The sequence below is a fragment of the Streptomyces sp. DG2A-72 genome (assembly GCF_030499575.1).
Classification (GTDB): Bacteria; Actinomycetota; Actinomycetes; order Streptomycetales; family Streptomycetaceae; genus Streptomyces.
In genome coordinates, this window is record NZ_JASTLC010000001.1 from 810,021 (window position 1) to 834,714 (window position 24,694).

4 protein-coding genes are annotated in these 24,694 nt (G+C 72.0%); 2 read left to right on the top strand and 2 right to left on the bottom strand.

Annotation, left to right across the window (positions count from 1 at the left end; genetic code table 11):
* Both QQY66_RS04210 and QQY66_RS04215 read right to left on the bottom strand, forming a co-directional pair.
* Complete coding sequence (locus QQY66_RS04210) at positions 1-210, bottom strand: MbtH family protein (RefSeq protein WP_301977668.1); 210 nt, start codon at positions 208-210, stop codon at positions 1-3.
* Positions 207-22,355, bottom strand: coding sequence for a non-ribosomal peptide synthase/polyketide synthase (locus QQY66_RS04215; RefSeq protein ID WP_301977669.1), 22,149 nt, complete (start codon positions 22,353-22,355; stop codon positions 207-209). Before QQY66_RS04215 ends, QQY66_RS04210 begins: the two co-directional genes overlap by 4 nt.
* Before the next feature lie 186 nt (positions 22,356-22,541).
* Between QQY66_RS04215 and QQY66_RS04220 the strand changes: the two genes are divergently transcribed.
* Positions 22,542-23,567 (top strand): iron ABC transporter permease, encoded by a 1,026-nt coding sequence (locus QQY66_RS04220; protein WP_301977670.1) that lies wholly within the window; start codon positions 22,542-22,544, stop codon positions 23,565-23,567.
* A gap of 2 nt (positions 23,568-23,569) precedes the next feature.
* Positions 23,570-24,652 carry an iron chelate uptake ABC transporter family permease subunit gene (locus QQY66_RS04225; RefSeq protein ID WP_301977671.1) on the top strand — a complete coding sequence of 361 codons (1,083 nt, stop codon included), beginning with the start codon at positions 23,570-23,572 and terminating at the stop codon, positions 24,650-24,652.
* Positions 24,653-24,694: the final 42 nt, after the last annotated feature.

Genomic DNA, 24,694 nt, shown 5'->3' on the forward strand with positions numbered 1-24,694 from the left:
TCAGCCGTCCATACGCCGCACCAGGCTCTTGGGGCGCATGTCGGTCCAGTTGGCCTCGATGTGGTCCAGGCACTCCTGCCGGGGTGCCGGGCCGTGGACGACGCTCCAGCCGGCCGGTACCTCGACGAAGTCGGGCCACAGGCTGTGCTGGCCCTCGTCGTTGACGAGCACGGAGTAGACGCCGTCGGGGTTCTCGAAGGGGTTGGTCATGCCGGTTCCTTTCGTTGCAGGTGAGTTGTCTTCGGCTCTTCGGCAGCCCGGTCCACCAGCGCCCCCAGTGCCCGGAACCAGCCCTCGGCCAGGTCGCGTACGGCCTCCTCGGGCAGTACTCCGGGCGCGAAGGTCCAGTGGGCGGTCAGTTCGGGGCCTTCCGGCCGGTCCTCGGTCAGGGCGTTGACGGTCAGGGCGTGGGACAGCGGCATACCGGGGTCGGCTTCCAGATCCGCCGCGTCGGCCTCGGGGGCGTACGACCAGTCCGTGGCCTCGGGGACACCGAAGCGCCCCATGTAGTTGAACTCGATCTGCGGCCGCTCGAGTTCGGCCAGTACCGGCCCGGTCTCGGGGTTGAGATGCCGGAGCAGGCCGTGGCCGATGCCGCCCGTCGGCGCGGCGGCCAGGTGCTCGCGGATACGCGCCAGGGCCATGTCGAGAGCGGGTCCCCCGGCGAGCGCGTCGGCGAGGTCCAGCGTGCCGGTGTCCAGCCGGACCGGCACGACGGTGGTGAACCAGCCCACCGTGCGCGAGAGATCGGCCTCGCCCGCCAGCTCCTCCTCTCGCCCGTGCCCTTCGAGGTCCACGAGGACCGCACCACCGGACGCCGCCCCGCGCCATTCGGCGACGGCGAGCGCGAGGGCGGTCAGCAGGACGTCGTTGACGCTCGCCCCGAAGGTGGCCGGCACCCGGCTGAGCAGGGGTGCCGTACGGTCGGCGGGCAGGGTGAGGGACAGGTGCCGGGAGGCGGCGGTGACATCGCGTTCCGGGTCGAGGGGCCGCAGCAGCGGGAGGGGTTTCCCCTCGGCCAACACCGAGGTCCACAGTGGCAGTTCGTCCTCGCGGGCGGGGTCGACGGCGCGTGCAGCGAGCAGTTCGGACCAGCGCCGGAACGACAGGTCGACCGGTGCGAGCGCGGGCGTCCTGCCCTCGCTGACGTCGCGCCAGGCGGCGGCGAGGTCGGGCAGCAGTACGCGCCAGGACACGCCGTCCACGACCAGGTGGTGGATCAGCAGCAGCAACCGTCCGGGCGTGTCCGGACCGGCGTCGAACCAGACGCCCTGGATCATCCGCCCGGCATCCGGGTCGAGGCGGCTCTGCGCGGCACGGGCGTGTTTGGCGACCGTTTCCCGGAGCGCCGCCTCGTCCGCGCCCCGGACGTCGGCGCGGGCCACCCAGGAAGCTGCGGGCATGCTGCCCGGCGGCGGCACGTGCAGCGACCACCGTCCGGTCCGCTCCAGCCGGGCCCGCAGCAGGTCGTGCCGGTCGGTGACGGCCTGGAGCACGGTATGCAGCCCGGCCTCGTCCAGGGCGGCGGGGGTCTGTACGAAAGCGGCCTGGTGGTAGCCGGCGATCGGACCGCCCAGCTCCCGCAGCGCATGCATGATCGGCGTCAGCGGCACGGTGCCGGAGCCGTCGTCGTGAGCGGGCCGTGTGAGCTGCGCGGCGTCCAGTTCCACCGCCACGGCGGCCAGCGCGCCGACCGTACGGTGCTGGAAGACCTGCCGTGGAGTGATCCGCAGGCCGGCCGCGCGGACCCGGCTGACCAACTGCATGGCGACGATGCTGTCCCCGCCGAGAGCGAAGAAGTCGTCGTCGGCCCCGGCCCCCGGCAGGCCGAGCACCTCGGCGAAGCGGGCGCAGAGGGTGCGCTCGACGTCGTTCGCGGGCTCCCGGCCGCCGGTCACGAGCGTGAACTCGGGGGCCGGCAGCGCCCTGCGGTCGAGCTTGCCGTTGGACAGCAGCGGCAGTTCGTCGAGGACCACGACGGCGGCCGGGACCATGTAGTCGGGCAGCGCCGCCGCGGCATGGGCCCGCAGTTCGGCGGGATCGGGGCTCGGCACGCCGCCCGCCGGCACGACGTACGCGACCAGCTGCTTGGTCCTCGGCCGGTCCTCGCGGGCGACGACCACGACCTGGCCGACCGCGTCGTGCCGGTCCAACACGGCCTCGATCTCCGCGAGTTCGATGCGGAAGCCGCGGATCTTGACCTGGTCGTCGGCGCGGCCCAGGTATTCGAGCGTGCCCTCGGCCGTCCAGCGGGCCAGGTCACCCGTGCGGTACATACGGGAGCCGGGAGCGCCGAACGGATCCGCGGTGAACCGCTCGGCGGTCAGCCCGGGGCGCCCCAGATAGCCACGCGCCAGGCCCGCCCCCGCGAGGTACAGCTCGCCGGTGACGCCCGGCGGCACGGGCCGCAGCCGGCCGTCGAGCACATACGCCCGTGTGTTGCCGACCGGACGCCCGACCACCGGCCGCTCGCTCTCTCCGATCCGGGCGGCGAGCGCGTCGACGGTCGCCTCCGTCGGCCCGTAGAGGTTGAAGGCCTCCGTGCCGGGCAGCGCGGCCAGCTCGCTCCACAGCGCGTCCGGCACGGCCTCCCCGCCCACGCCCACCACCGCCAGCGGGCACTCACCGTCCTTGATCAGCCCGTACTCCGCCATCTGGGCCAGGAACGACGGCGTCACCTCGATGAAGTCGACGCTCTGGGCGCGGATGGCCGCGGCGGTCAGTTCGGGGTCGCGGCGCGTCTCGTCGTCGAGGATGTGCAGCGCGTGTCCGTCGAGCAGCCACAGCTGTGGCTGCCAGGAGGCGTCGAAGGAGAACGACCAGAAGTGCCCGACGCGCAGATGCCGACGCCCGGTGCCCGCCTTGGCGAGGTCGTGCAGGGTGCGGCGGTGGCTGTGGAAGAGGTTGACCACGCTGCGATGGCAGACCACGACGCCCTTGGGGCGGCCGGTGGAGCCTGAGGTGTAGATGACGTAGGCCGGGTGGTCCGGGTCAGGGCCGACCGGGTTGCCGCAGCCGGAGTGCGCGGCCAGTCGTACGACGGTCTCCTCCGCGTCGAGCGCCAGCCGAGCCACGCCGTAGCTGTCCGGCAGTCCCGCGGCGAGTGCCTCGGTGGTGAGAACCAGCCGGGCCCCGGCGTCGTCCAGCATGGCGAGGACACGCTCGGCGGGCAGGTCCGCGTCGAGCGGCAGATAGGCCGCTCCCGACTTGAGCACGGCGATCATCGCGACGATGAAGTCCGCGGTGCGGGGCAGCGTCAGGGCGACGATCTGCTCGGGTCCGGCGCCGTGCTCGGCCAGCAGCCGGGCCAACCGGTTTGCGTGGTCGTTGAGTTCGGCGAAGGTCAGCGTGACGGGGCCCGCGACCACGGCGACGGCGTCCGGGGTGGCGGCTGCCTGGGCCTCGAAGAGCCCGGGGACGGTGGTCGGGGCAACCGGGAGGGCGGTGTCGTTCCAGGTCTCCAGGAGGGTGTGGCGCTCCTCGGGGGTGAGGATGTCGACGCGGCCCACCGCCTGATCCGCATCGGCGGTCATCGCCTCCAGCAGCCGGACCATCGCCGCGCAGAGCCGTTCGGCCGCCGCGGTGTCGAACAGGTCGGTGCGGTACTCGGCGGTCAGTCGCAGCCGTTCGGCGGGCTCGACGGCCCAGGCGAAGGGATAGTGCGTCGAGTCCCGGTGGTCGCGGACCTCGGTCCGCAGCCCCTCCTCGGCCCCGAGTCCGGCTCCGCCCCCGTCGGGGTACGACTCGAAGACCACGAGCGTGTCGAACAACTCCCCCAGCCCGGCGCCCCGTTGGATGTCGGCGAGCCCGAGGTGCTGGTGGGCGATGAGCCTCGACTGCTCGTCCTGGAGCCGGTCCAGGAACGCCGCCAGCGTCTCGCGCTCGTCGATCCGGACCCGTACGGGAACGGTGTTGATGAACAGCCCGATCATCGACTCCACACCGCTCAGCTCCGGTGGCCGCCCGGAGACGGTCGCTCCGAACACCACGTCGTCGCGCCCGGTGAGCCGGGACAGGACGATGCTCCAGGCGCCCTGGACCAGTGTGTTGACGGTCAGACCGCGCGAACGGGCGAACGCGGTCAGCGCGTCGGTCACCTCCGGCGTCAGCAGCGTGGTGAGCGTCTCGGGAACGGCCGGGGCCCTGCCGGAGTCGGCGGGCACCAGATGCGTCGGCTCTGCCAGACCGTCGAGCGCCTCCGCCCAGGCCGCCGAGGAGGCGTCCGTATCCTGCCGGCCGAGCCACGCGAGATAGTCCTTGTACGGCACCGGGGCCGGGAGGTCGACTCCCGCGTACAGCTGGGACAGCTCGCCCAACAGCCGTGGCACCGACCAGCCGTCGAGCAGCAGGTGCTGGTGCGACAGCACGAGCCGGTACCGCTCGGGGCCGACCTCGACCAGCATCAGCCGCAGCAGCGGCGGCTCCGCGGGCTCGAACCGGCGGCGCTCCTGCGCCAGCAAGGAGGTCCACCGTTCCTCACGGGCCGCGGCGTCCAGCGCGCTCAGATCCACGTGCCGCCACGGCAGTACGGCTGTATGCGGTACGACGGCGACCGGGCGCCCCGAGGACAGGTACCGGAAGCCTGCCCGGAGGTTCCCGTGCCGGTCGAGCAGCGTCTGCCCGGCCCGCCGCAGTCGTACGGCGTCCAGCGGGCCGTCGATGTCGTACGCCACCTGCACGGTGTAGACGTCCGGCCCCTCGTCCCCGGAGTCGAACGCGGCGTGGAACAGCAGCCCCGCCTGGAGCGGCGACAGCGGCAGCACCTCCGCCGCACCCAACCCGGCGGTCTCGGCCCGCTCCTCGTCGCTGAGCGCGAGCAGCGAGGCGTCCGACGACGCCGTCCCGCCCTCGCCGTCGCCGTCGAGCACTCGGGCGGCGGCGGCCAGCCCCGCGGCGGTCTTGTGGCGGAAGACGTCCCGCGGGCTGACCACCAGCCCGGCCGTCCGCGCACGTGCGACCAGTTGCATGGCGACGATGCTGTCCCCGCCCAGCGTGAAGAAGTCGTCGTCCACTCCCACACGGCGCAGATTCAGCACGTCCGCGAAGAGACGGCACAGGAGTTCCTCGCGCGGGTTGCGTGGGAGGGTGTCGGTGGTCTCGGCCTCGAAGTCGGGGGCGGGCAGGGCCCGGCGGTCGAGCTTGCCGTTCGGAGTGAGTGGCAGTTCGTCCAGGGCGACGAAGGCCGCGGGGACCATGTGATCGGGCAGCGCGGCGGCGACGTGCGCCCGCAGCGCACCGGAATCCGGAGTACGGCCGGGGGCCGGGACGACGTACGCGACCAGCTGTTGCTCGCGGGCGACCACACTGACGTGGGCGACGGTGTCGTGGCGGGCGAGGGCGGACTCGATCTCGCCGAGTTCGATGCGGAAGCCGCGGATCTTGACCTGGTCGTCGGTGCGGCCGAGGTATTCGAGCGTGCCGTCGGGGGTCCAGCGGGCCAGGTCTCCTGTGCGGTACATGCGGCAACCCGGAGCGCCGTAGGGGTCGGCGACGAAACGGTCCGCGGTCAGGCCAGGCCGGTCCAGATAGCCGCGCGCCAACTGCACGCCCGCCAGGTACAGCTCGCCCGCCACGCCGGGCGGAACGGGACGCAGGGCCGCGTCGAGGACGTACACCCGGGTGTTCCACACCGGACGGCCGATCGAGACGTGATCGGTCACTTCGATGGCGGTGACGTCGACTGAGGCTTCCGTCGGGCCGTACAGGTTGTGCAACTCGGTCGGCGGCAGGGTGGTGTGGAAGCGGGCGGCGAGGTCGGAGGAGAGTGCCTCGCCACTGCACAGGACGCGACGCAGGCTGGAGCAGCTGGTGGCGGTGGGCTCGTCCAGGAAGGCGCGGAGCATCGAGGGCACGAAGTGGGCGGTGGTGATGCCCTCTTCCTGGATCAGCTCGGCCAGATAGGCAGGGTCCTTGTGGCCTTCGGGCTTCGCGACCACAAGGGTGGCGCCTGTGATGAGAGGCCAGAAGAACTCCCACACCGACACGTCGAAGCTGGACGGGGTCTTCTGCAACACCCGGTCGTCGGCGGTCATCCCGTACTCGCCCTGCATCCACAGCAGACGGTTGACAATGGCCGCATGCGGGACGACGACACCCTTGGGGCGACCGGTCGAACCCGACGTGTAGATGACGTAGGCGGGACTCAACTGATCGTAGGCGGAGGGCAGTTCACCGCCCGGTCCCTCCGGCAACCCGTCCCGGACGACACACACCGGACGAGCATCCGCCAGCATGAAATCAAGCCGCTCCTGCGGATATTCGACGTCCAGCGGCAGATAGGCCGCTCCGGCGCGATGCGTCGCCAGCAGGGCGACCACCAGATCGACCGAACGGGGCAGGGCCACCGCGACGGTCCGCTCGGGACCGGCCCCCATCCCGGCCAGTACGCGAGCGGTGTGGTCAACTCGCGCATCCAACTCCGCGTACGTCAGCCGCTGCTCACCGAAGACCAGGGCGACGGCCTCGGGTGTGCGTTCCACCTGAGCCCGGAACAACTCGGGGAGGCTGGTCGCGTGGATCTCACGGGCGGTGTCGTTCCACACCTCGACGACCGACCGCCGCTCCGACTCCCCCAACACCTCCACATCCCGCACCGGCACATCCGGATCGGCCGCCACCTGCTCCAGCAACCGCACCAGACGCCCCGCCAGCAGCTCGACCGTCTCGTGGTCGAACAGGTCGGAGCCGTACTCGATCCAGCCCTGGATACCGGACCCGTCCGACTGCTCGATGAAGTCGAAGCTCAGGTCGAACTTGGCGCTCTCCTGCCGGAGCGGTTCGCGGCGTGCGGACAGGCCCGGGAAGTCGGGGGTGCTGCCGGGGTCGCCGAGGTAGACGACCATGACCTGGAAGAGGGGATGCCTGGCCAGTGAGCGGGCCGGGTTGATGGCCTCCACGAGCCGTTCGAACGGCAGGTCCTGGTGTTCATAGGCGGCCAGGTCGGTGTCGCGTACCCGGTCGAGCAGGTCGGCGAAGGTGGGTGTGCCGGAGAGGTCCGTGCGCAGGACCAGCGAGTTGACGAAGAAGCCGACCAGGTCTTCCAGGCGTTCGTCGGCGCGGCCCGAGATGGGCGCGCCGAGCGGGATGTCGTCGCCGGCGCCGAGACGGTGCAGCAGCGCGGCGGTGGCCGCCTGGAAGAGCATGAACATGCTGACGCCACGCCGGTGCGCGAGGCCGCGCAGGTCCCGCTCCAGCTCACTGTCGAGGCTCAGCCCGACGGCTCCGCCCGCGTGGCTGCCCTCCTGTGGGCGCGGCCGGTCGGTCGGGAGGGTCAGCTCCTCGGGAAGTCCGGTCAACGTCTCCTTCCAGTAGGCGATTTGCCGTGCCTGGAGGCTGCCGGGGTCGGTGTCGTCGCCGAGCAGCCGGTGGTGCCACAGGGTGTAGTCGGCGTACTGCACCGGCAGCGGCGCCCACTCCGGCTCACGGCCCTCGCTGCGGGCGCGGTAGGCGATGGCCAGGTCCCGCCACAGCGGGCCGTCCGACCACTCGTCGCCGGCGATGTGGTGCAGGACCAGCAGCAGGACGTACTCCCGCTGCGTCAGCTCGAAGACATGGACGCGCAGCGGGAGTTCGCGGTCGATCTCGAAGCCACGCCCGGCGGCCTCGGCCAGTCGGTCGGGGAGGTCGGCCTCGGACACCTGCTCGTGGTGCACCGGTATCGCGACGTCGGCACCGTCCAGGACAAGCTGGCGGGCGACTCCGCCGTGTTCCGGGAAGACCGTGCGCAGGCTCTCGTGGCGGACGGCGAGATCCTGGACGGCGGCGGCGAGGGCGTCGCGGTCCAGATCGCCGGTCAGCCGCCAGGCCGCGGGGATGTTGTACGTGGCGCCGGGGCCCTCGATCCGGTGCAGCAGCCAGAGCCGTTGCTGGGCGAAGGACAGCGGCAGCGGCTCCGGCCGGTCCGGCTGATCAAGTGCCGGTCGTGCCATGTCACGTCCCGCGGAACCCGCCACGCGCTCGCCGAGCCGGGCCGGTGTGGACGCCTCGAAGACCGTACGGACCGTCAGTTCGGCGCCCAGCGCCGTGCGGACCCGGCTGACCAGCCTCATGGCGAGGAGTGAGTGACCGCCGAGCATGAAGAAGTCGTCGTCGACGCCGACCCGTTCTAGGCCCAGCACGTCCGCGAACAGCCCGCAGAGGATCTCCTCGTGCGGGGTGCGCGGCCGGCCGTCGCTCGTTCCGGTCGTGAAGTCGGGGGCGGGCAGGGCCCTGCGGTCCAGCTTGCCGTTCGGGGTGAGCGGCAGCGCGTCCAGGGTGACGAAGGCCGCGGGGACCATGTGTTCGGGCAACGTGGCGGCCGTATGCCGACGCAGTTCGCCGCGGTCGGGGGTGTGTCCGGCGGCGGGTACGACGTACGCGACGAGCCGTTGGTCGTGCGCGACTACGGCGGCCTGGGCGAGGCTGTCGTGCCGCATGAGCACGTCGGCGATCTCACCGAGTTCGATGCGGAAGCCGCGGATCTTGACCTGGTCGTCGGTACGGCCGAGGTATTCGAGCGTGCCGTCGGAGGTCCAGCGGGCCAGGTCGCCCGTGCGGTACATGCGAGAGCCCGGTACACCGAACGGATCCGCCGTGAACCGCTCCGCGGTCAGCCCCGGCCGGTCCAGATAGCCGCGCGCCAACTGCACGCCCGCCAGATACAGCTCACCCGCCACGCCGGGCGGAACCGGACGCAGGGCCGCATCGAGGACGTACACCCGGGTGTTCCACACCGGACGGCCGATCGCGACACGGTCCGTCACCTCGACGGCGGTGACGTCGACCGAAGCCTCCGTCGGCCCGTACAGATTGTGCAACTCAGCCGGCAGCAGAGCACGGAAACGGTCCACGACCGCCGCCGGAAGCGCCTCCCCGCTGCACAGCACCCGGCGCAGCCCGGTGCACGCGACCGCAGTGGGCTCCTCCAGGAACATCTGGAGCATCGAGGGCACGAAGTGCACGGTGGTGATGCCCTGTTCCTGGATCAGCTCGGCCAGGTAGGCAGGGTCCTTGTGCCCCTCGGGCTTGGCGACCACCAGCGTGGCACCGGTGATCAGCGGCCAGAAGAACTCCCACACCGAGACGTCAAAGCTGGAGGGGGTCTTCTGCAACACCCGGTCGTCGGCGGTCAGCCCGTACTCGCCCTGCATCCACAACAGACGATTCACGATCCCCGCATGCGGGACGACAACGCCCTTGGGACGACCGGTCGAACCCGAGGTGTAGATGACATATGCCGGACTCAACGGGTCGTAATCAGACGGCAGTTCACCCTCCGCCCCCTCCGGCAACCCCTCCCGCACCACACACACCGGACGAGCATCCGCCAGCATGAACTCCAGCCGCTCCTGGGGATAGTCCGCGTCCAGCGGCAGATAGGCGGCCCCCGCACGCTGCACGGCCAGCAACGCGACGACCAGGTCGACGGAGCGCGGCCGCGCGACCGCCACCGTGCGCTCCGGCCCCGCCCCCATCCCGGCCAGCACACGGGCGGTGCGCTCGACCCGCGCATCCAACTCCGCGTACGTCAGCCGCTGCTCACCGAAGACAAGCGCCACCGCATCCGGCGTACGAGCCACCTGAGACCGGAACAACTCGGGAAGGCTGCTCGCCTCCACCTCGTGCGCGGTGTCGTTCCACACCTCCACGACCGACCGCCGCTCCGACTCCCCCAACACCTCCACATCCCGCACCGGCACATCCGGATCGGCCGCCACCTGCTCCAGCAACCGCACCAGACGCCCCGCCAACTGCTCGGCTGTTTTCTCGTCGCACAGGTCGGCCGCGTACTCCAGCAGCAGCGTCAACCGGTCCGACTCGTCGACGAAGGTGAAGTGGAGGTCGAACTTGGCCATGCCGGTGTCCATGTCGAACCAGTCGGTCGGCATGCCGAGCACGTCGGGGTCGCCGTCGGGGCGGTAGTGGTAGCCGAGCATGACCTGGAAGAGCGGGTTGCGCCCGGCCGTCCGGGGCGGGTTCACGGCCTCCACGACCTGGTCGAAGGGGAGATCCTGGTACTCGAACGCCTCCAGTGCCGACTCGCGTACCCGACTGATGAGTTGACGGAATGTCGGTTCGCCGGACAGGTCCGTACGCAGCACGAGCGTGTTGACGAAGAATCCGACCAGGTCGTTCAGCGCGTCGTCCGTGCGGCCCGCGATCGGCGCTCCGAGGGGGATGTCGTCGCCCGCGCCGAGACGGTGCAGCAGCGCGGCGGTGGCCGCCTGGAAGAGCATGAACATGCTGGTGCCGGTCGCCGTGGACAGTTCGCGCAGTGCCCGGTCCATGTCGGCGGGCAGCTCCAGCCGGACCTTGCCGCCGCGCCCGGTGGGCTCGTCCGGGCGGGGGCGGTCGAGCGGCAGGTGCAGTTCTTCGGGCAGGCCGCGCAGGGTGTCGGTCCAGTGGGCGAGTTGGGTCTCACCGATCCGGCCGAGCAGGTCCTGCTGCCACAGGGTGTAGTCGGCGTACTGGACCGGCAGCGGCTCCCATGCTGGTGCCTGGTTCTGCCGCCGTGCCTGGTACGCGGTGGTGAGGTCGGCGAGGAACGGGCGGTCGGACCACTCGTCGGTGGTGATGTGGTGGAGTACGACGGCTACCACATGGTCGGCCGCGCCGAGCATCAACACCTCGCATCGCAGGGGCAGTTCCCGGCCGAGGTCGAAGGGGCGGCGCTGGGCCGTCTCGATCAGGGCGGGCAGTTCGTTCTCGGTGCAGTCGGTCACGGAGAACGCCGGTTCGGCGTCGGCCGCCGGGACGATCAGCTGGTACGGCTCGCCCGCGTGCTCGGGGAACACCGTGCGCAGGGCCTCGTGGCGGCCCGCCACGTCCCGTACGGCTGCTCGGAGGGCGTCGAGGTCGAGGTCGCCGTGGAGCCGGAAGACCAGGGGGAAGTTGTAGGCGACGCCGCTGCCGGTGATCCGCTCGACGAGCCACAGCCTGCGCTGGGCGGCGGACAGCGGGATGCGCTCGGGGCGAGCCGCCGGAGCGACGGCCGGGCGGGCGGGGCGTCCGCCGTCCGCGCGGAGCGCGAGCAGTTCGGCGGTGGGTGCCTCGAAGAGGTCGCGGATGGCCAGCTCGGCGCCCAGCTCCGTGCGGGCCCGGCTGATCAGCCGGGTGGCAAGCAGGGAGTGGCCGCCCAGGTCGAAGAAGCCGTCCTCGGCGCCGACTTCGGGCAGGCCGAGCACCTCGGCGAAGAGCCGGCAGAGCACCTCCTCCTGCGGGGTGCGCGGTCCGCGGCCGGTGCCGAGCGCGACGGCCGGTTCGGCGTCCGGCAGGGCGCGCACGTCCAGCTTGCCGTTGTCGTTCATGGGCAGCCGGTCGAGGGTGACGAAGGCGGCCGGGACCATGTAGTCGGGCAGGTGCTGCTTGAGGTCGTCGCGCAGCCGCCGGATCAGGCTGTTGGCGCCGCGCGCGGCGGTCGGCTCGTTGGCGTACGGGGCGGTCCCGCCGCCCGGCCGGTACAGCCCGGCGGTGACGCCGGGTGCCCCTTCAGCGTCGGGCAGGAACACAGCGTCGTAGGTGCCTGGTTCGCGGGACCAGGTGGTCAGCACGCACGCGCCGAGGTCATGCAGCGTCTCCGGGTCCACTCCCCCTGCGGCTCCCACGCGGGCGTCGGGGATGCCGGTGAGGCGCAGGGGTTCGGTCGTGCGGGCCAGGTCCGCCAGGTCGAGGCCGGCGCTGTACTCGATCACCGGGATCTCGTGCAGCCGCAGGTCCGGGTCGCCGGCGTACAGGATGGCGTCGTAGCGGTGGCGGGTGAGTTCGTTGTGGTGGCGGGCGCGCTTGGTGCGCAGGTCGACGCCGTGGCCGAGGGTGCTGAAGTAGTCGGGGTCGACGAGGAGTTCCTTCTCCAGGCGCAGGCCGCGCTCGACGGCCCGTTCCAGGCCGTCCTCGGGGACCCCCTTGGCCTTTTGGATCTCCGTCTGGAAGGTGCGGGCGAGCCGCAGGTTGCGCACGTCACCGACGAACAGTGCGCCGCCGGGTGCCAGTAGGCGCATGGCGCCCTGGATCACCGAGGTCAGGTAGTCGACGCTCGGGAAGTACTGGATGACGGAGTTGATGACGATCGTGTCGAAGTAGCCGTCGGCGGGCAGGCCGCTGCAGTCGTCGGCGGGCTGGGCGCGGAGAGTGACCTTGGCGGCCAGATCAGGGTCCTGGCGCAGCTCTTCGCCGATCTTGCGGATGACGGGGGCGGCGAAGTCCGTGGCCCAGTAGGCCTCCGCCTCGGGGGCCAGCCTGGACAGGAGCAGGCCGGAGCCGACGCCGATCTCCAGGATCCGGCGGGGCCCCAGCGAGCGGATCCGCGCGACGGTGGCCTCACGCCACTCGTGCATCTCCTCGAAGGGGATGGGCCGGCCGTCGTACGAGGAGTCCCAGCCGGCGTAGTCCTCGGTGAAGACGGCGGTGCTGATCTCCTCGTACTCGTCGGAGTAGATCTCCTGCCACTCGCCGACCTGGTCGCGCTCGGCGGTGTCCCGGTCGTCTCCGGTGAGCCGGGCGGGGACGACATAGCCGACGAGCCGTTCGTCGCGGACGAGTACGGCGGCGTGGGCGACTTGCGGGTGCCGGGCCAGCGCGGTCTCGATCTCGCCGAGTTCGACGCGGTAGCCGCGGATCTTGACCTGGTCGTCGGTGCGGCCGAGGAAGTCGAGGTTGCCGTCGGGGCGGCGGCGTACCAGGTCTCCGGTGCGGTACATGCGCTCGCCGGGTTCGCCGAACGGGTCGGCGACGAACCGCTCCGCGGTCAGTGCGGGCCGGTCGAGATAGCCGCGGGCCAGGCCGATACCGGCGATGTACAGCTCGCCGGGCACTCCTTCGGGCACCGGGCGCAGCCAGGCGTCCAGGATGTGGGCGCGGGTGCCGCGGATCGGCCGGCCGACGGTCGGGGTGGCGCTGTCGAGGGTGCCGCCGCCGAGCGTGTTGATGGTGTACTCGGTGGGCCCGTAGAGGTTGTAGCCGTACGTTCCCTCCGTGTCGCGGAGCCGGTTCCACACGGTCTCCGAGACGGCCTCGCCGCCGAGCAGCACGAGCGGCGGGCGGTGTCCCTCCAACAGGCCCTGCTCGATGAGCAGATGGGCGTAAGTCGGGGTGACGTTCACGACGTCGACGCGATGAGTCTCGCAGTACGCGACCAGGGCCTCGGCGTCGCGCCGCAGCTCCTCGTCGCAGATGTGCACCTCATGTCCCTCGACCAGCCAGAGCAGTTCCTCCCACGACATGTCGAAGGCGAACGACACGGTGTGGGCGATGCGCAACCGCCGTCCGCCCGCCGAGGCGATGGCCGGTGCGAAGATCTCCCGCTGGTGGTTGAGCTGCATGTTGGTCAGCCCGCGGTAGGGCGTGACAACGCCCTTCGGGCGGCCGGTCGAGCCGGAGGTGTAGATGACGTACGCCGGGTGTTCCAGGCTGAAGGTCCGCCGGTCCAAGTGGCCCGGACAGGACGCCAGTTCGGCGGCCACCGCCGGGTCGTCCAGTAGTACCCGCGGAGTGTCGGAGGAGGTCAGGCGCGCGGACACCTCGGCGTTCGACAGCAGCATGGCCGGGCGGGCGTCGTCGAGCATCACGGTGAGCCGGTCGTCCGGGTAGTCCAGCTCCAGCGGCAGGTACGCGGCGCCCGTGCGCAGGACAGCGAAGAGCGCGACGACCATCTCCAGGGAGCGGGGCAGGCCGAGGGCGACGACCCGCTCGGGTCCGGCGCCGCGGGCGAGCAGCAGATGGGCCATGCGGTTGATGCGGGTGTCGAGTTCGGCGTACGTGAGCGTCCGGCCGCCGAAGACGACGGCCGTGGCGTCGGGGGTGGCCGCGGCCTGGTCCGCCAGCAGGTCGGCGATGGTGTCCTCGGGGTCTGGCACCCGGCCTTCGGCTCGCTCGCGCTCCAACTCCCTGTGTTCCGCGGGCAGTAGAGGGTCGAGCCCGCCGACCGCGGCATCGAGATCCTGGGTGAGCCGGTCCAGGAGCAGGGTGAAGCGGTCGAGCAGGTTCTGGGCCTCGGGGCGGGCCACGACGTCGGCCCGGTGGGTCAGGGTCACCTGGATGGAGCGGCCCGGGGTGACCACGAGGTTGACGGGATAGTGGGTGGCGTCGACATTGGCGACGGCCGTGGCGCCGTGCCGGTCGCTCAGCTCGGCGAGCCGCTCCTCGGTGTCGCTGTTGCGCAGCACGAAGAGCGTGTCGAACAGCCGCCGGTGCCCGGTCTCGGCCTGCAGCACGCCCAGGCCGAGGTACTCGTACGGCATCACGTCCAGCCGCTCGTCCTGGATGCGGCGCAGCAGCCCGAGCACCGGTTCGGCGGGGTCGTAGGCGATCCGGGCGGGGACGGTGTTGAGGAACATGCCGATGACGTTCTCGATCTCCGGCACCTCGCTGGGCCGGCCCGCGACGGTGGTGCCGAAGACCACGTTGGTACGTCCGGTGGCGCTCGCCAGGGTCAGGCCCCAGGCGGCGTTGAGGACGGTGTTGAGGGTCAGTCCGTGGCGCCGGCCGATCTCGCGCAGCCGCTCGCCCACCTCATCGGGGACGGAGACCTCCAGGCTCTCCGGGATGTCGGGCGCGAGGCCCTGGTCGGTGGCTGCTAGCAGGGTGGGTTCGTCGAGTCCGGCGAGGGCGGTCCGCCAGGCGTCGGTGGCGACGGCGGTGTCCTGGACCTCCAGCCAGGTCAGGTAGTCCCGGTAGGAACCGGGGGCCGGCAGGTCGCTCGCGTCGCCTGCGGACTCGTACAGGGCGAAGAGCTGGTCGAGGAAGAGCCAGGCGGACCAGCCGTCCCACAGCAGGAGGTGCCGGCCGACGATCAGCCGGTCGCCCCGCTCGGTGCCGAGCCGGACGAGCAGCATCCGGAACAGCAGGGGCGAGGTCAGGTCGAAGCGGCGGGTGCGCTCCGCGTCCGTCAACTCCCGCAGCCGTACGTCCTGTTCGGCGGCGGTCAGCCCGGACAGGTCGACCTCCTCGAGCGGGATCTCGGGATCGCGCACGATGAACTGCACCGGCTGGAGCAGTCCTTCGCTGGTGAATCCGGCGCGCAGGCTGGGGTTGCGCTCCAGCAGCACGCGTACGGCGGTGCGCAGCCGGTCGGTGTCCAGCGGCGTGGCGAGGTCGAAGGATTCGTGGACGGTGTAGACGTCGAGGACGCTGTCGTCGTACGTGGAGTGGAAGAACAGCCCTTCCTGGAGCGGGGCCAGCGGCCAGATGTCCTCAACCGGGTAAGGGCTGAGGCGGTGGACGCGCTCGGTCTCCTCGGTGGTGAGGGCGAAGGAGGAGCGCAGCTCTCGCGCGGCGGTGACCGGTGTGGCCGCCGCGGCGAGGGCGGCGGGCGTGCGGTGTTCGAAGACGTCCCGCGGGCCCAGGTCCAGGCCCGCCCGGCGGGCGCGGCTGGAGACGCCGATGGAGGTGATGCTGTCGCCGCCCAGCATGAAGAAGTCGTCGTCGATGCCGACCTCGTCGAGCTTCAGCACGGCGGCGAAGATCTCGGTGAGCACACGTTCGTGCGCGTTGCGCGGGCCGCGCGCCTCCGCCCGTACCGCCTGCGGCGCGGGCAGCGCGGCTCGGTCGAGCTTGCCGCTGGGGGTGAGCGGGAGGGCGTCGAGGACGACGTAGGCGCCGGGCACCATGGGGGCGGGCAGTTCGGCGGAGAGGGCGGCCTGGAGGTCGGCAGGCCGGGGCTGGGCGTCCCGAGGCGGGACGACGTAGGCGACGAGCGCGCCGCCGGTGACGGTGACCGCGGACTGGGCGACGTCGGGGTGCCGGGCCAAGGCCGCCTCGATCTCGCCGAGTTCGATGCGATTGCCGCGGATCTTGACCTGGCGGTCGGTACGGCCCAGGTACTCGATCACGCCGTCGGCTCGGCGGCGCACGAGGTCGCCGGTGCGGTACATGCGCGTACCGGGCTCGCCGTACGGATCGGCCACGAACCGCTCGGCGGTCAGGCCGGGCCTGGCGTGATAGCCGCGGGCGAGTTGGACGCCCGTCAGGTACAGCTCGCCCGGCACTCCTTCGGGCACCGGGCGCAGGCAGGAGTCGAGGACACGCAGGCCGGTGTTCCACACCGGGCGGCCGATGGGCACGGTGGTGCCGGGGGCGCCGTCGTACGCGTGATACGTGACGTCGACCGCGGCCTCGGTGGGGCCGTACAGGTTGTGCAGCGGCACACCGGTCAGCTCCCGCCAGCGGGCGGCGGCGGCGCCGGGCAGGGCCTCGCCGCTGCTGAAGACGCGCCGCAGGGACGCGGCCCAGGCCGGATCGGCGGTGATCTCCTCGGACTGGAGGAAGGCCTCCAGCATCGAGGGCACGAAGTGCAGGGTGGTGATGCCCTGTTCCCGGATCAGCCCGGCGAGGTAGGCCGGGTCGCGGTGTCCGTCCGGGCGGGCGAGGACCACGGTGGCGCCCTCGCACAGCGCCCAGAAGAACTCCCAGACGCTGACGTCGAAGCTGGCCGGGGTCTTCTGGAGCACCCGGTCGTCGGCGGTCAGACCGTACTGGCCCTGCATCCACGCGAGCCGGTTGACGATGGCCCGGTGGGTGACGACGACGCCCTTGGGGCGGCCGGTGGAGCCCGAGGTGTAGATCAGGTACGCCGGGTCGTCGGGGTGCGCCGGGGTGGGGCGGGCGTCGGGCACGTCCGCGTCCGGGGCGTCGAGCAGCAGCGCTTCGAGGTCCGGGGCCTCTGGTCGCGCCGGAGCCGGGCGGGCGTCGGGCACATCCCCCGCCGGGCCGTCAAGCAGCAGCGCTTCGAGGCCCGGGGCTTCTGGTCGCGCCGGAGCCGGGCAAGCGTCGGGCACATCCCCCGCCGGGCCCTCAAGCAGCAGGGATTCGAAGCCCGGGGCCTCTGGTCGCGCCGGAGCCGGGCAAGCGTCGGGCACATCCCCCGCCGGGCCCTCAAGCAGCAGGGATTCGAAGCCCGGGGCCTCTGGTCGCGCCGGAGCCGGGCAAGCGTCGGGCACATCCCCCGCCAGGCCCTCAAGCAGCAGGGATTCGAAGCCCGGGGCCTCTGGTCGCGCCGGAGCCGGGCAAGCGTCGGGCACATCCCCCGCCGGGCCGTCGAGCAGCAGCGCTCCGAGGCCGGGGACGTCGGGGAGCCGGGTGCCGGTCACGGTGACGACCGTCGTGGCGCCGGAGTCGGTGAGCATGTGGGCCACCCGGTCGACGGGATAGTCCACGTCGACCGGCAGATAGGCGGCACCGGACTTCAGCACGCCGAGCAGCGCGACCATCAGCTCGGCCGAGCGCGGTACGGCGACGGCGACGACCGTGCCCGGCCCGGCGCCCCGGGCGGCGAGCCGACACGCCAACTCGCCTGCGCGATTGTCCAGTTCGCGGTAGCTGAGGGGCTCGCCCTCGTACACGACCGCGATGGACTGCGGGGTGCGGGCCGCCTGCGCCTCGATGGCCGCCGCAAGGGTCGTCTCGGGCACCTGACGCTGCTCGCCCGTCAGGTCGGCTTCGAAGAGCTCCTCCGCCGACAGGAGTTCCAGACCCGCGGCGGTCTGTCGCGGGTCCGTGGCCACGGAATGCAGGATGCGGGAGAGCCGGTCCGCGATCCGTTGCACGGCCACGTTGTCGAGTCGGCCCACGTGGTACTTGAGGCGCAGGTCGAGCCGGCGGCCCGGCTTGACGATCAGGGCGAGCGGATAGTGGACGGCGTCGTGGAACTCGTGGCCGGTGAGCCGCAGGGTGCCGCCCGGGTCGGCGAGGCCGTTCGCGTGCGGGTAGTTCTCGAAGACGACGAGGGTGTCGAAGAGGTCGCCCGCGCCCGCGAGGCCGGCGAGGCGCTGGAGTTCGGCGAGGCCGAGGTGCTGGTGGTCCAGCAGCCGGGCCTGCTCGTCCTGAAGGCGGCCGAGCAGGTCGGCGAGGGTGTCGGCGGGGTCCCAACGGAAGCGGGTCGGCAGGGTGTTGATGAACAGGCCGACCATGGACTCGATGCCCTCGACCTCGGCATCGCGGCCGGAGACGGTGGTGCCGAACACCACGTCCTGCCGGGCGGTCAGCCGTCCGACGAGCAGGCCCCAGGCGCCCTGGACGACGGTGCCGAGCGTCACCCCGTGCTCCCGGGCGCGGGCCGCCAGTCGCGCGGTGACCTGCTCGGAGAGCTCGACGCGGATCTGCGCGGGCTCGACGGGCGACCCGTCGGCGGGCGTATCGACCAGCCGGGTGGGCTCCTCGACTCCGGCGAGCGCGGCGCGCCAGGCCGCACGCGCGGCATTCTGGTCGGCGGCGGCCAGGCGGCGCAGATAGGCCTGGTACGGCGCCGGTTGCGGCAGCACGGCCGGCGTGTCCCCGTAGCAGGCCATCAGCTCGCGGTGCAGCACCGGCAACGACCAGCCGTCGGCCACGATGTGATGGAACGTCAGCAGAAGGCGGCTGCGGTCCCCGTCGAGCCGGACGAGTGCGCAGCGCATCAGGGGCGGACGGGCGAGGTCGAAGCGACGGGCACGCTCGTCGGCGGCCACCGCCTCGGCGAGCTGTTCGCGGACGTCGGCGGCCTGGGCGGAGAGGTCCACTTCGCGCCAGGGCATCTCCAGCCCTCCGGCCACGATCTGCACGGGCTGCCCGTCGCCGCGCCGGCGGAAGCAGGCGCGCAGCGGGGCGTGCCGGTCCAGGACGCGCTGGGCGGCCCGGCGCAGTTGCTCGCCGTCCACCGGTCCGGACAGTTCCAGGGCCTGCTGGACGACGTATGCGTCACGGTCGGCGCCGTCGAGGAGGGAGTGGAAGTAGAAGCCCTGCTGGAGCGGGCCCAGCGGCAGCAGTTCCTCCACGGTGACCGGGAACTCGCCCTGGAGTTCGGCGAGTTCGTCGGCGGTGAGGTGGACGAGCGGGGCGTGGTCGTCGGTGTTCTGCTGTACGACCTCTCCCGCCGCCTCGGCGAGTGCGGCGACCGTGCGGTGCCGGAAGACGTCGCGGGAGCTGAGCCGCAGTCCGGCCCGGCGGGCGTGGACGAGGAGTTGGATGGCGGTGATGCTGTCGCCGCCGAGGGCGAAGAAGTCGTCGTCGATGGTGGCCGAGCGCAGGCCGAGCACGTCGGCGTAGGCCGCGCACAGAAGTTCCTCGCGGGCGTCCCGGGGCGGACGGCCGGAGCTGGCGGCGCCGTAGTCGGGGATCGGGAGCGCGGCGGCGTCGAGCTTTCCGCTGGGGGTGACCGGGAGGCGGTCCAGGGGGACGACGGCCGCGGGGACCATGTACTCGGGCAGTTTCTCCGCCACGTACGAACGCAGCGCCCTCATCAGGGAGTTGACCTCACGGAAGGGCGCGGGGCGGTTGGCGTGCGGGGCGGCGCCGGACGACCGGTACAGGGTGCCGCCCGGTATGTCGCCCGGGGCGAACACGATGTCCAGGCTGCCGTCTTCGGCGGCGCCGTTCCAGGTGATGGCGGTCCGGTAGCCGTACCGGGCTCCGAGCGCGTGGAAGACCTCGGGGTCCGGGGCATCGGCGGTACGGCTGCTGTCGTCGAGGGCGGACAGCGCGGCCAGGTCCTCGGCGAGGCGGGCGTTGGGGACGGCGGTGACCCTGAGCGGGGTGGCGCCGCCCTCGGCCAGCCGGGCTTCGAGTGCCTCCGGCCCGCTCCACGGGATCTCGTCGAGGTCGGCCTGCGCCAGGGCAGGGGTCTGCCGGCGCAGCACGACGTCGTACCGGTACCGCGTCAGCTCGTTGTGGTGAGGGCCCCGCTTTACCTGGATCTCGGCGTCGAAGCCTTCGAGGGCGGCGAAGTAGTCCGGGTCCAGGAGGAGTTCGCCCTCCCAGCTGATCGACCGCTCCACGGCCGCCCGCAGGGCCTGCTTGTCCTGCGGGTCGTCCGCGCGCCGGGTCTCGACGGCCGTGCGCAGGCAGCGCAGCAGGCGGGCGTTGCGTACGTCGCCGATGAACAGGGTGCCGCCGGGTGCGAGCAGCGTGTCGACGGCGCGGATGACGTCCGTGAGGTAGCCGGCGCTCGGGAAGTACTGGGCGACGGAGTTGAGGACGACGGTGTCGAAGTGGCCCTCGGGCAGTCCGCTGACGTCATGGGCGGGCCGGGGGCTCAGGCGGACCCGGTCGGCGAGTTCCGGTACGGCCTCGACCTGGGTCCGCAGAGCGCGTACGGCCTCCTCGGAGAGGTCGGTGCCCCAGTACTCCGCACAGCCCGGCGCGATGCGGCTGAGGATCAGGCCGCTGCCGACGCCGATCTCGAGCACCCGGCGGGGCGCCAGCTCCTCGATGCGGGCGACGGTCGCCGCGCGCCACTCGCGCATCTCCTCGACGGGGATGGGCAGCCCGTCGTACATGCTGTTCCAGCCCGCGAAGTTCTCGCGGACACCATGGTCGCGGTTGCCCTCGGATCCAGCCGCCGCGTACAGGAGTTCGTGGAGGTCCTTCCACTCCCGTACCTGCTCGGTCGTGTCGGGGACGGTGGCGCCGTCCAGCGCGGGGACGACGTACGCGGCGAGCCGCCGGTCGCCGGGGCGGTCCTCGCGGACCACCACCGCCGCCTGGTCCACGGCCGGATGGGCGCGCAGTACGGACTCGATCTCGCCGGGTTCGATGCGGAAGCCGCGGATCTTCACCTGGGAGTCGGCGCGGCCCAGGAACTCCAGGCGTCCGTCGGCCTTCCAGCGCACCAGGTCGCCGGTGCGGTAGAGGCGTTCGCCCGGCGCCCCGAACGGGTCGGCGACGAAGCGTTCCGCGGTCAGGTCGGGCCGTCCGAGGTAGCCGCGGGCGAGCCCGGCGCCGCCCAGGTACAGCTCGCCGGGGACTCCGGGCGGGACGGGCCTCAGGCGGGCGTCGAGGACGTAGGCCCGGGTGCCCGGGTCGGGGATGCCGATGGGCACGATGGAGCCGGCCGGGATGTCGGGGTTGCACAGGCCGAGGGTGGAGTTGGTGGTCGCCTCGGTGGGGCCGTACGCGTTGAACATCATCCGGCCGCGGGCATAGCGGCCGACCAGTTCGGGCGAGACCCGTTCCGTGCCCGCGAGCAGGGTGGCGGGCGGCAGTTCGACGTCCTCGGGCATGGCGGCGAGCAGCGCCGGCGGGAGGATCATGAACGTGATGCCGTGTGCGTGGGCGTAGTCGGCGAGCGGCGCGCCGGGCGCCCGCAGTTCGCTCGGTACGACGACGAGCCGGCCGCCGGACAGCAGGCCGAGGCACAGGTCCCAGAACGCCACGTCGAAGCTGGGCGAGGCGAACTGCAGCACCCGGCTGTGCGGACCGATCCCGAACCGTTCGGTCTGCGTGGCGATCAGCTTGGCGACGCCCGCGTGGGTGAGGACCACGCCCTTGGGGCGGCCGGTGGAGCCGGAGGTGTAGATCACGTAGGCGGTGTTGGTCACGGACAGCGTGCTGGGGTCCGGTCCCTGCGCCGGGTGCTCGGCCAACTCCCGTACGGTCTCTGGCGCGTCGAGGACCACGACGTCCATGCCGTCGCAGGGCGGGATGTCCGCCGCGACCTCGGCCGTGGTGACCAGGCAGACCGGGGTGGCGTCGGCCAGCATGTAGGCGATGCGGTCGGCCGGGTAGTCGGTGTCCACGGGCAGATAGGCGGCACCGGATTTCAGGACGGCGACTTCGGCGACGACGAGTTCGGCGGAGCGGGGCACCGCGAGGGCCACCACGCGCTCGGGTCCGGCGCCTCGCGCGATCAGGGCGTGGGCCAACCGGGCCGCGCGCTCGTCGAGTTCGGCGTAGGTGAGTGTGGCGTTCTCGAAGACCAGCGCGATGTCGTCCGGGCGGGTGCGGACCTGCTCGGCGAACATCGCCGGCCAGGTGCGCGGCGGGACGTCGTGGTCGGTGTCGTTCCACTCCCGCAGGACGCGGTGGGTCTCCTCGGCGCCGAGCAGCGCCAGTTCGCCGACCGGGACCTGCGGCCGGGCGAGACCGTCCGCGAGGAGGGTGGCGTAGTGATCCGCCATGCGCCGGGCGGTCGCGGCCTCGAAGAGGTCCGGCCGGTACGTCACCAGGACGTCTCCCGCGCGGACGTCGAGCGCCACGTCGAGGGAGCCGTCGCGCATGCCGCCGTACGCCGTGTTGAAGAACAGTCCGCCGCCCCGGGTGGGCTCGGGTCGCAACCGATCGATCAGCGTGGTGAGTTCGATCCGGTGGGCCCGGGCCTGCTCGGCCGCCTCGGTCACACGTCGTACGAGCGCCGCGAAGGGCGTGCCGCCGTCCAGAGCGATCCGGAGCGGCAGGCCCTCATACCCGAGGGTGATGTCGTGCCCGCCTCCGTAGCGGTGCAGCAGGGCGACACAGGCGGCCAGGAGTGTCGATGCGTCGGCCGTGACGTCCAGCGCACGGCTCAGCGTTCGGCGTTCCGCGTCGGGCCGGGCGGGGTAAGGAAAATCGGCGGGGAGAGGGGTCTCCAGCGGGAGGGGATCGAGTTGCCGCCGCCAGAATGCGGCCGCTGTTTCGTCGTCGGTACCGGACACACGTTCTTCGAAACCGGACACTGGTGACCGCGCCTCCAGAGTGTGGAACCGGCTCAGCCGGAGGACCACGGTGATACTAAGGTAAGGATTACCTAACCAAAAGACCCCTGTCTGGGCGACCCTGTTACCGACCACTACGATTAAGGTCTGCCTAACCTAAGGGAGTTGCCCGTTGGAGACCGCACGGTGACGCGGGGCAGAAGGGTTCGCCCTGTTCTCCTCGTCGCATCGCTGGGCGTGGTGCTGCTCGCGCTCTGTCTGCTGTCGCTCGCCCTCGGCGCCGCCAGCATTCCGCCGGACCAAGTGGTGCGCGCACTGTTCGGTGACGCACCGAGCCGGTTCGTGGACAACGTCGTCTGGTCGGCTCGGGTGCCCCGAACGGCACTCGGACTCACCGCAGGGGCGGCGCTGGGTCTTGCCGGGGCGCTGATGCAGGCCCTGACGCGCAATCCGCTGGCCGACCCCGGGATCCTGGGGGTCACCGCGGGCGCGTCCTTCGCCATCGTGCTGGCCGTGGGTGTGCTCGGACTCGGCTCGTTCTACGGGTACGTCTGGTTCGCCTTCGCCGGTGCGCTCGTGGCGAGCGTCCTCGTCTTCCTGCTCGGTAGGTTGGGCCGCTCCGGCCTGACCCCGGTCAAGCTGGCGCTCGCCGGGGTCGCGGTGACCGCGCTGCTGAACTCCCTCACCAGCGCGATCGCGTTGACCGACCCGGACGCGCTCGACCGCTACCGCTTCTTCACCGCCGGCTCGATGGCCGACCAGGACGGGGCGACCGTGGTGCGGATCCTGCCCTTCCTGGCCGTCGGTGCCGTGCTCGCTCTCGCCGCCGCGCCCGCCCTCAACAGCCTGGCTCTCGGCGAGGACGTGGCGGCCTCCCTGGGACGGCGGATCGGCCTCATCCGGCTCGGCGGCGTCACCGCGATCACCCTGCTGACCGGAGCGGCGGTGGCGGCCATCGGCCCGGTCGTCTTCATCGGCCTGGTGGTCCCCCATGTTGCCCGTGTGCTGGCCCAGTCGGCGGGCATCGGCCCGGACCACCGCTGGCTGCTGCCACTGTCCGCGGTGCTCGCGCCGAGCCTGCTCCTCGCCGCGGACATCATCGGCCGGATGATCGCCCGGCCCACCGAGGTGCAGGCCGGGATCGTCGTCGCCTTCATCGGCGGACCGTTCTTCATCGCCCTGGTCAGACGGCGCAAGCTCGCGGAGGCATGAGGATGACGACGACCTTCAAGTCCCTTTCGGCGAAATCCCTTTCGGCGCCGGTCCGGACCTACCGCCTGACCGTGCCGCCACTGTCCGGCATCATCCGCCCCCGTCTGGTGGCGGTGTGCGCGGTCCTCGGCGTCGGCGCCTTCTTCGTCTTCTGCTGGAGCCTGACGATCGGCGACTACCCGATCGCCTTCACCGACGTCGTGCGGGCCCTGGTCGGCTCCGGGGATCCCGGCACCGTGCTCGTCGTCCAGGAACTGCGGCTGCCCCGCGCCCTGGTCGGACTGCTGGCCGGCATCGCGTTCGGCGTCTCCGGCGGGCTGTTCCAGACGATGACCCGCAATCCGCTGGCCAGCCCCGACATGATCGGCCTCACCCAGGGCGCGGGCACCTTCGTGGTCGCGGGCATCGTGCTGGGCTGGGACGGAGGCCTCGGCACGCAGGCGCTCGGACTGCTCGGCGCGCTGACCACGGCCCTGCTGGTGTACGTCCTCGCCTGGCGCCGCGGCACCACCGGCTACCGGATCATCCTCGTCGGCATCGGCGTGTCCTGGATCTGCACGAGCGCCACCGACTATCTGGTGGCCAAGGGCGGCCGTTTCCAGGCCCAGGCCGCGCTCGGCTGGCTGGTGGGCAACCTCAACGGCCGTACGTGGTCCCAAGTCGGCCCCCTCGCCGTCGCGCTGGCGGTCCTGCTGCCGACGGCGCTGCTGCTCGGCCGGCTGCTGCGCACCCTCCAGCTGGGCGACGACGTGGCCACCGGCCTGGGCACGCGGGTACAACCCGTGCGCCTGGCCATCCTGCTCGGCGGAGTCGGTCTGATCGCCTTCGCCACCGCCGCCGCGGGCCCGATCGCGTTCGTTGCGCTCGCCGCGCCGCAGATCGCCCAGCGACTGGCGGGCACCGCCTGGCCACCCACCGTGGCCTCGGGACTGACTGGGGCGCTGGTGGTCCTCGGCGGCGACCTGATCGCCCGTACGCTGATCTCCGGCACGGAGTTGCCGGTCGGAATCGTCACGGGCGTGCTCGGTGCGCCCGTTCTGCTCTGGTTGCTCGTCCGCGCCAACCGCGCGGGTTCAGGAGGCTGATCCCATGTCGACCGACCGTATGCCGACCGATGCCGGACCGGC

Coding starts and splice junctions, on each gene's coding strand:
- QQY66_RS04210 (WP_301977668.1), bottom strand. CDS start 210: ATGACCAACCCCTTCGAGAACCCCGACGGCGTCTACTCCGTGCTCGTC.
- QQY66_RS04225 (WP_301977671.1), top strand. CDS start 23,570: ATGACGACGACCTTCAAGTCCCTTTCGGCGAAATCCCTTTCGGCGCCG.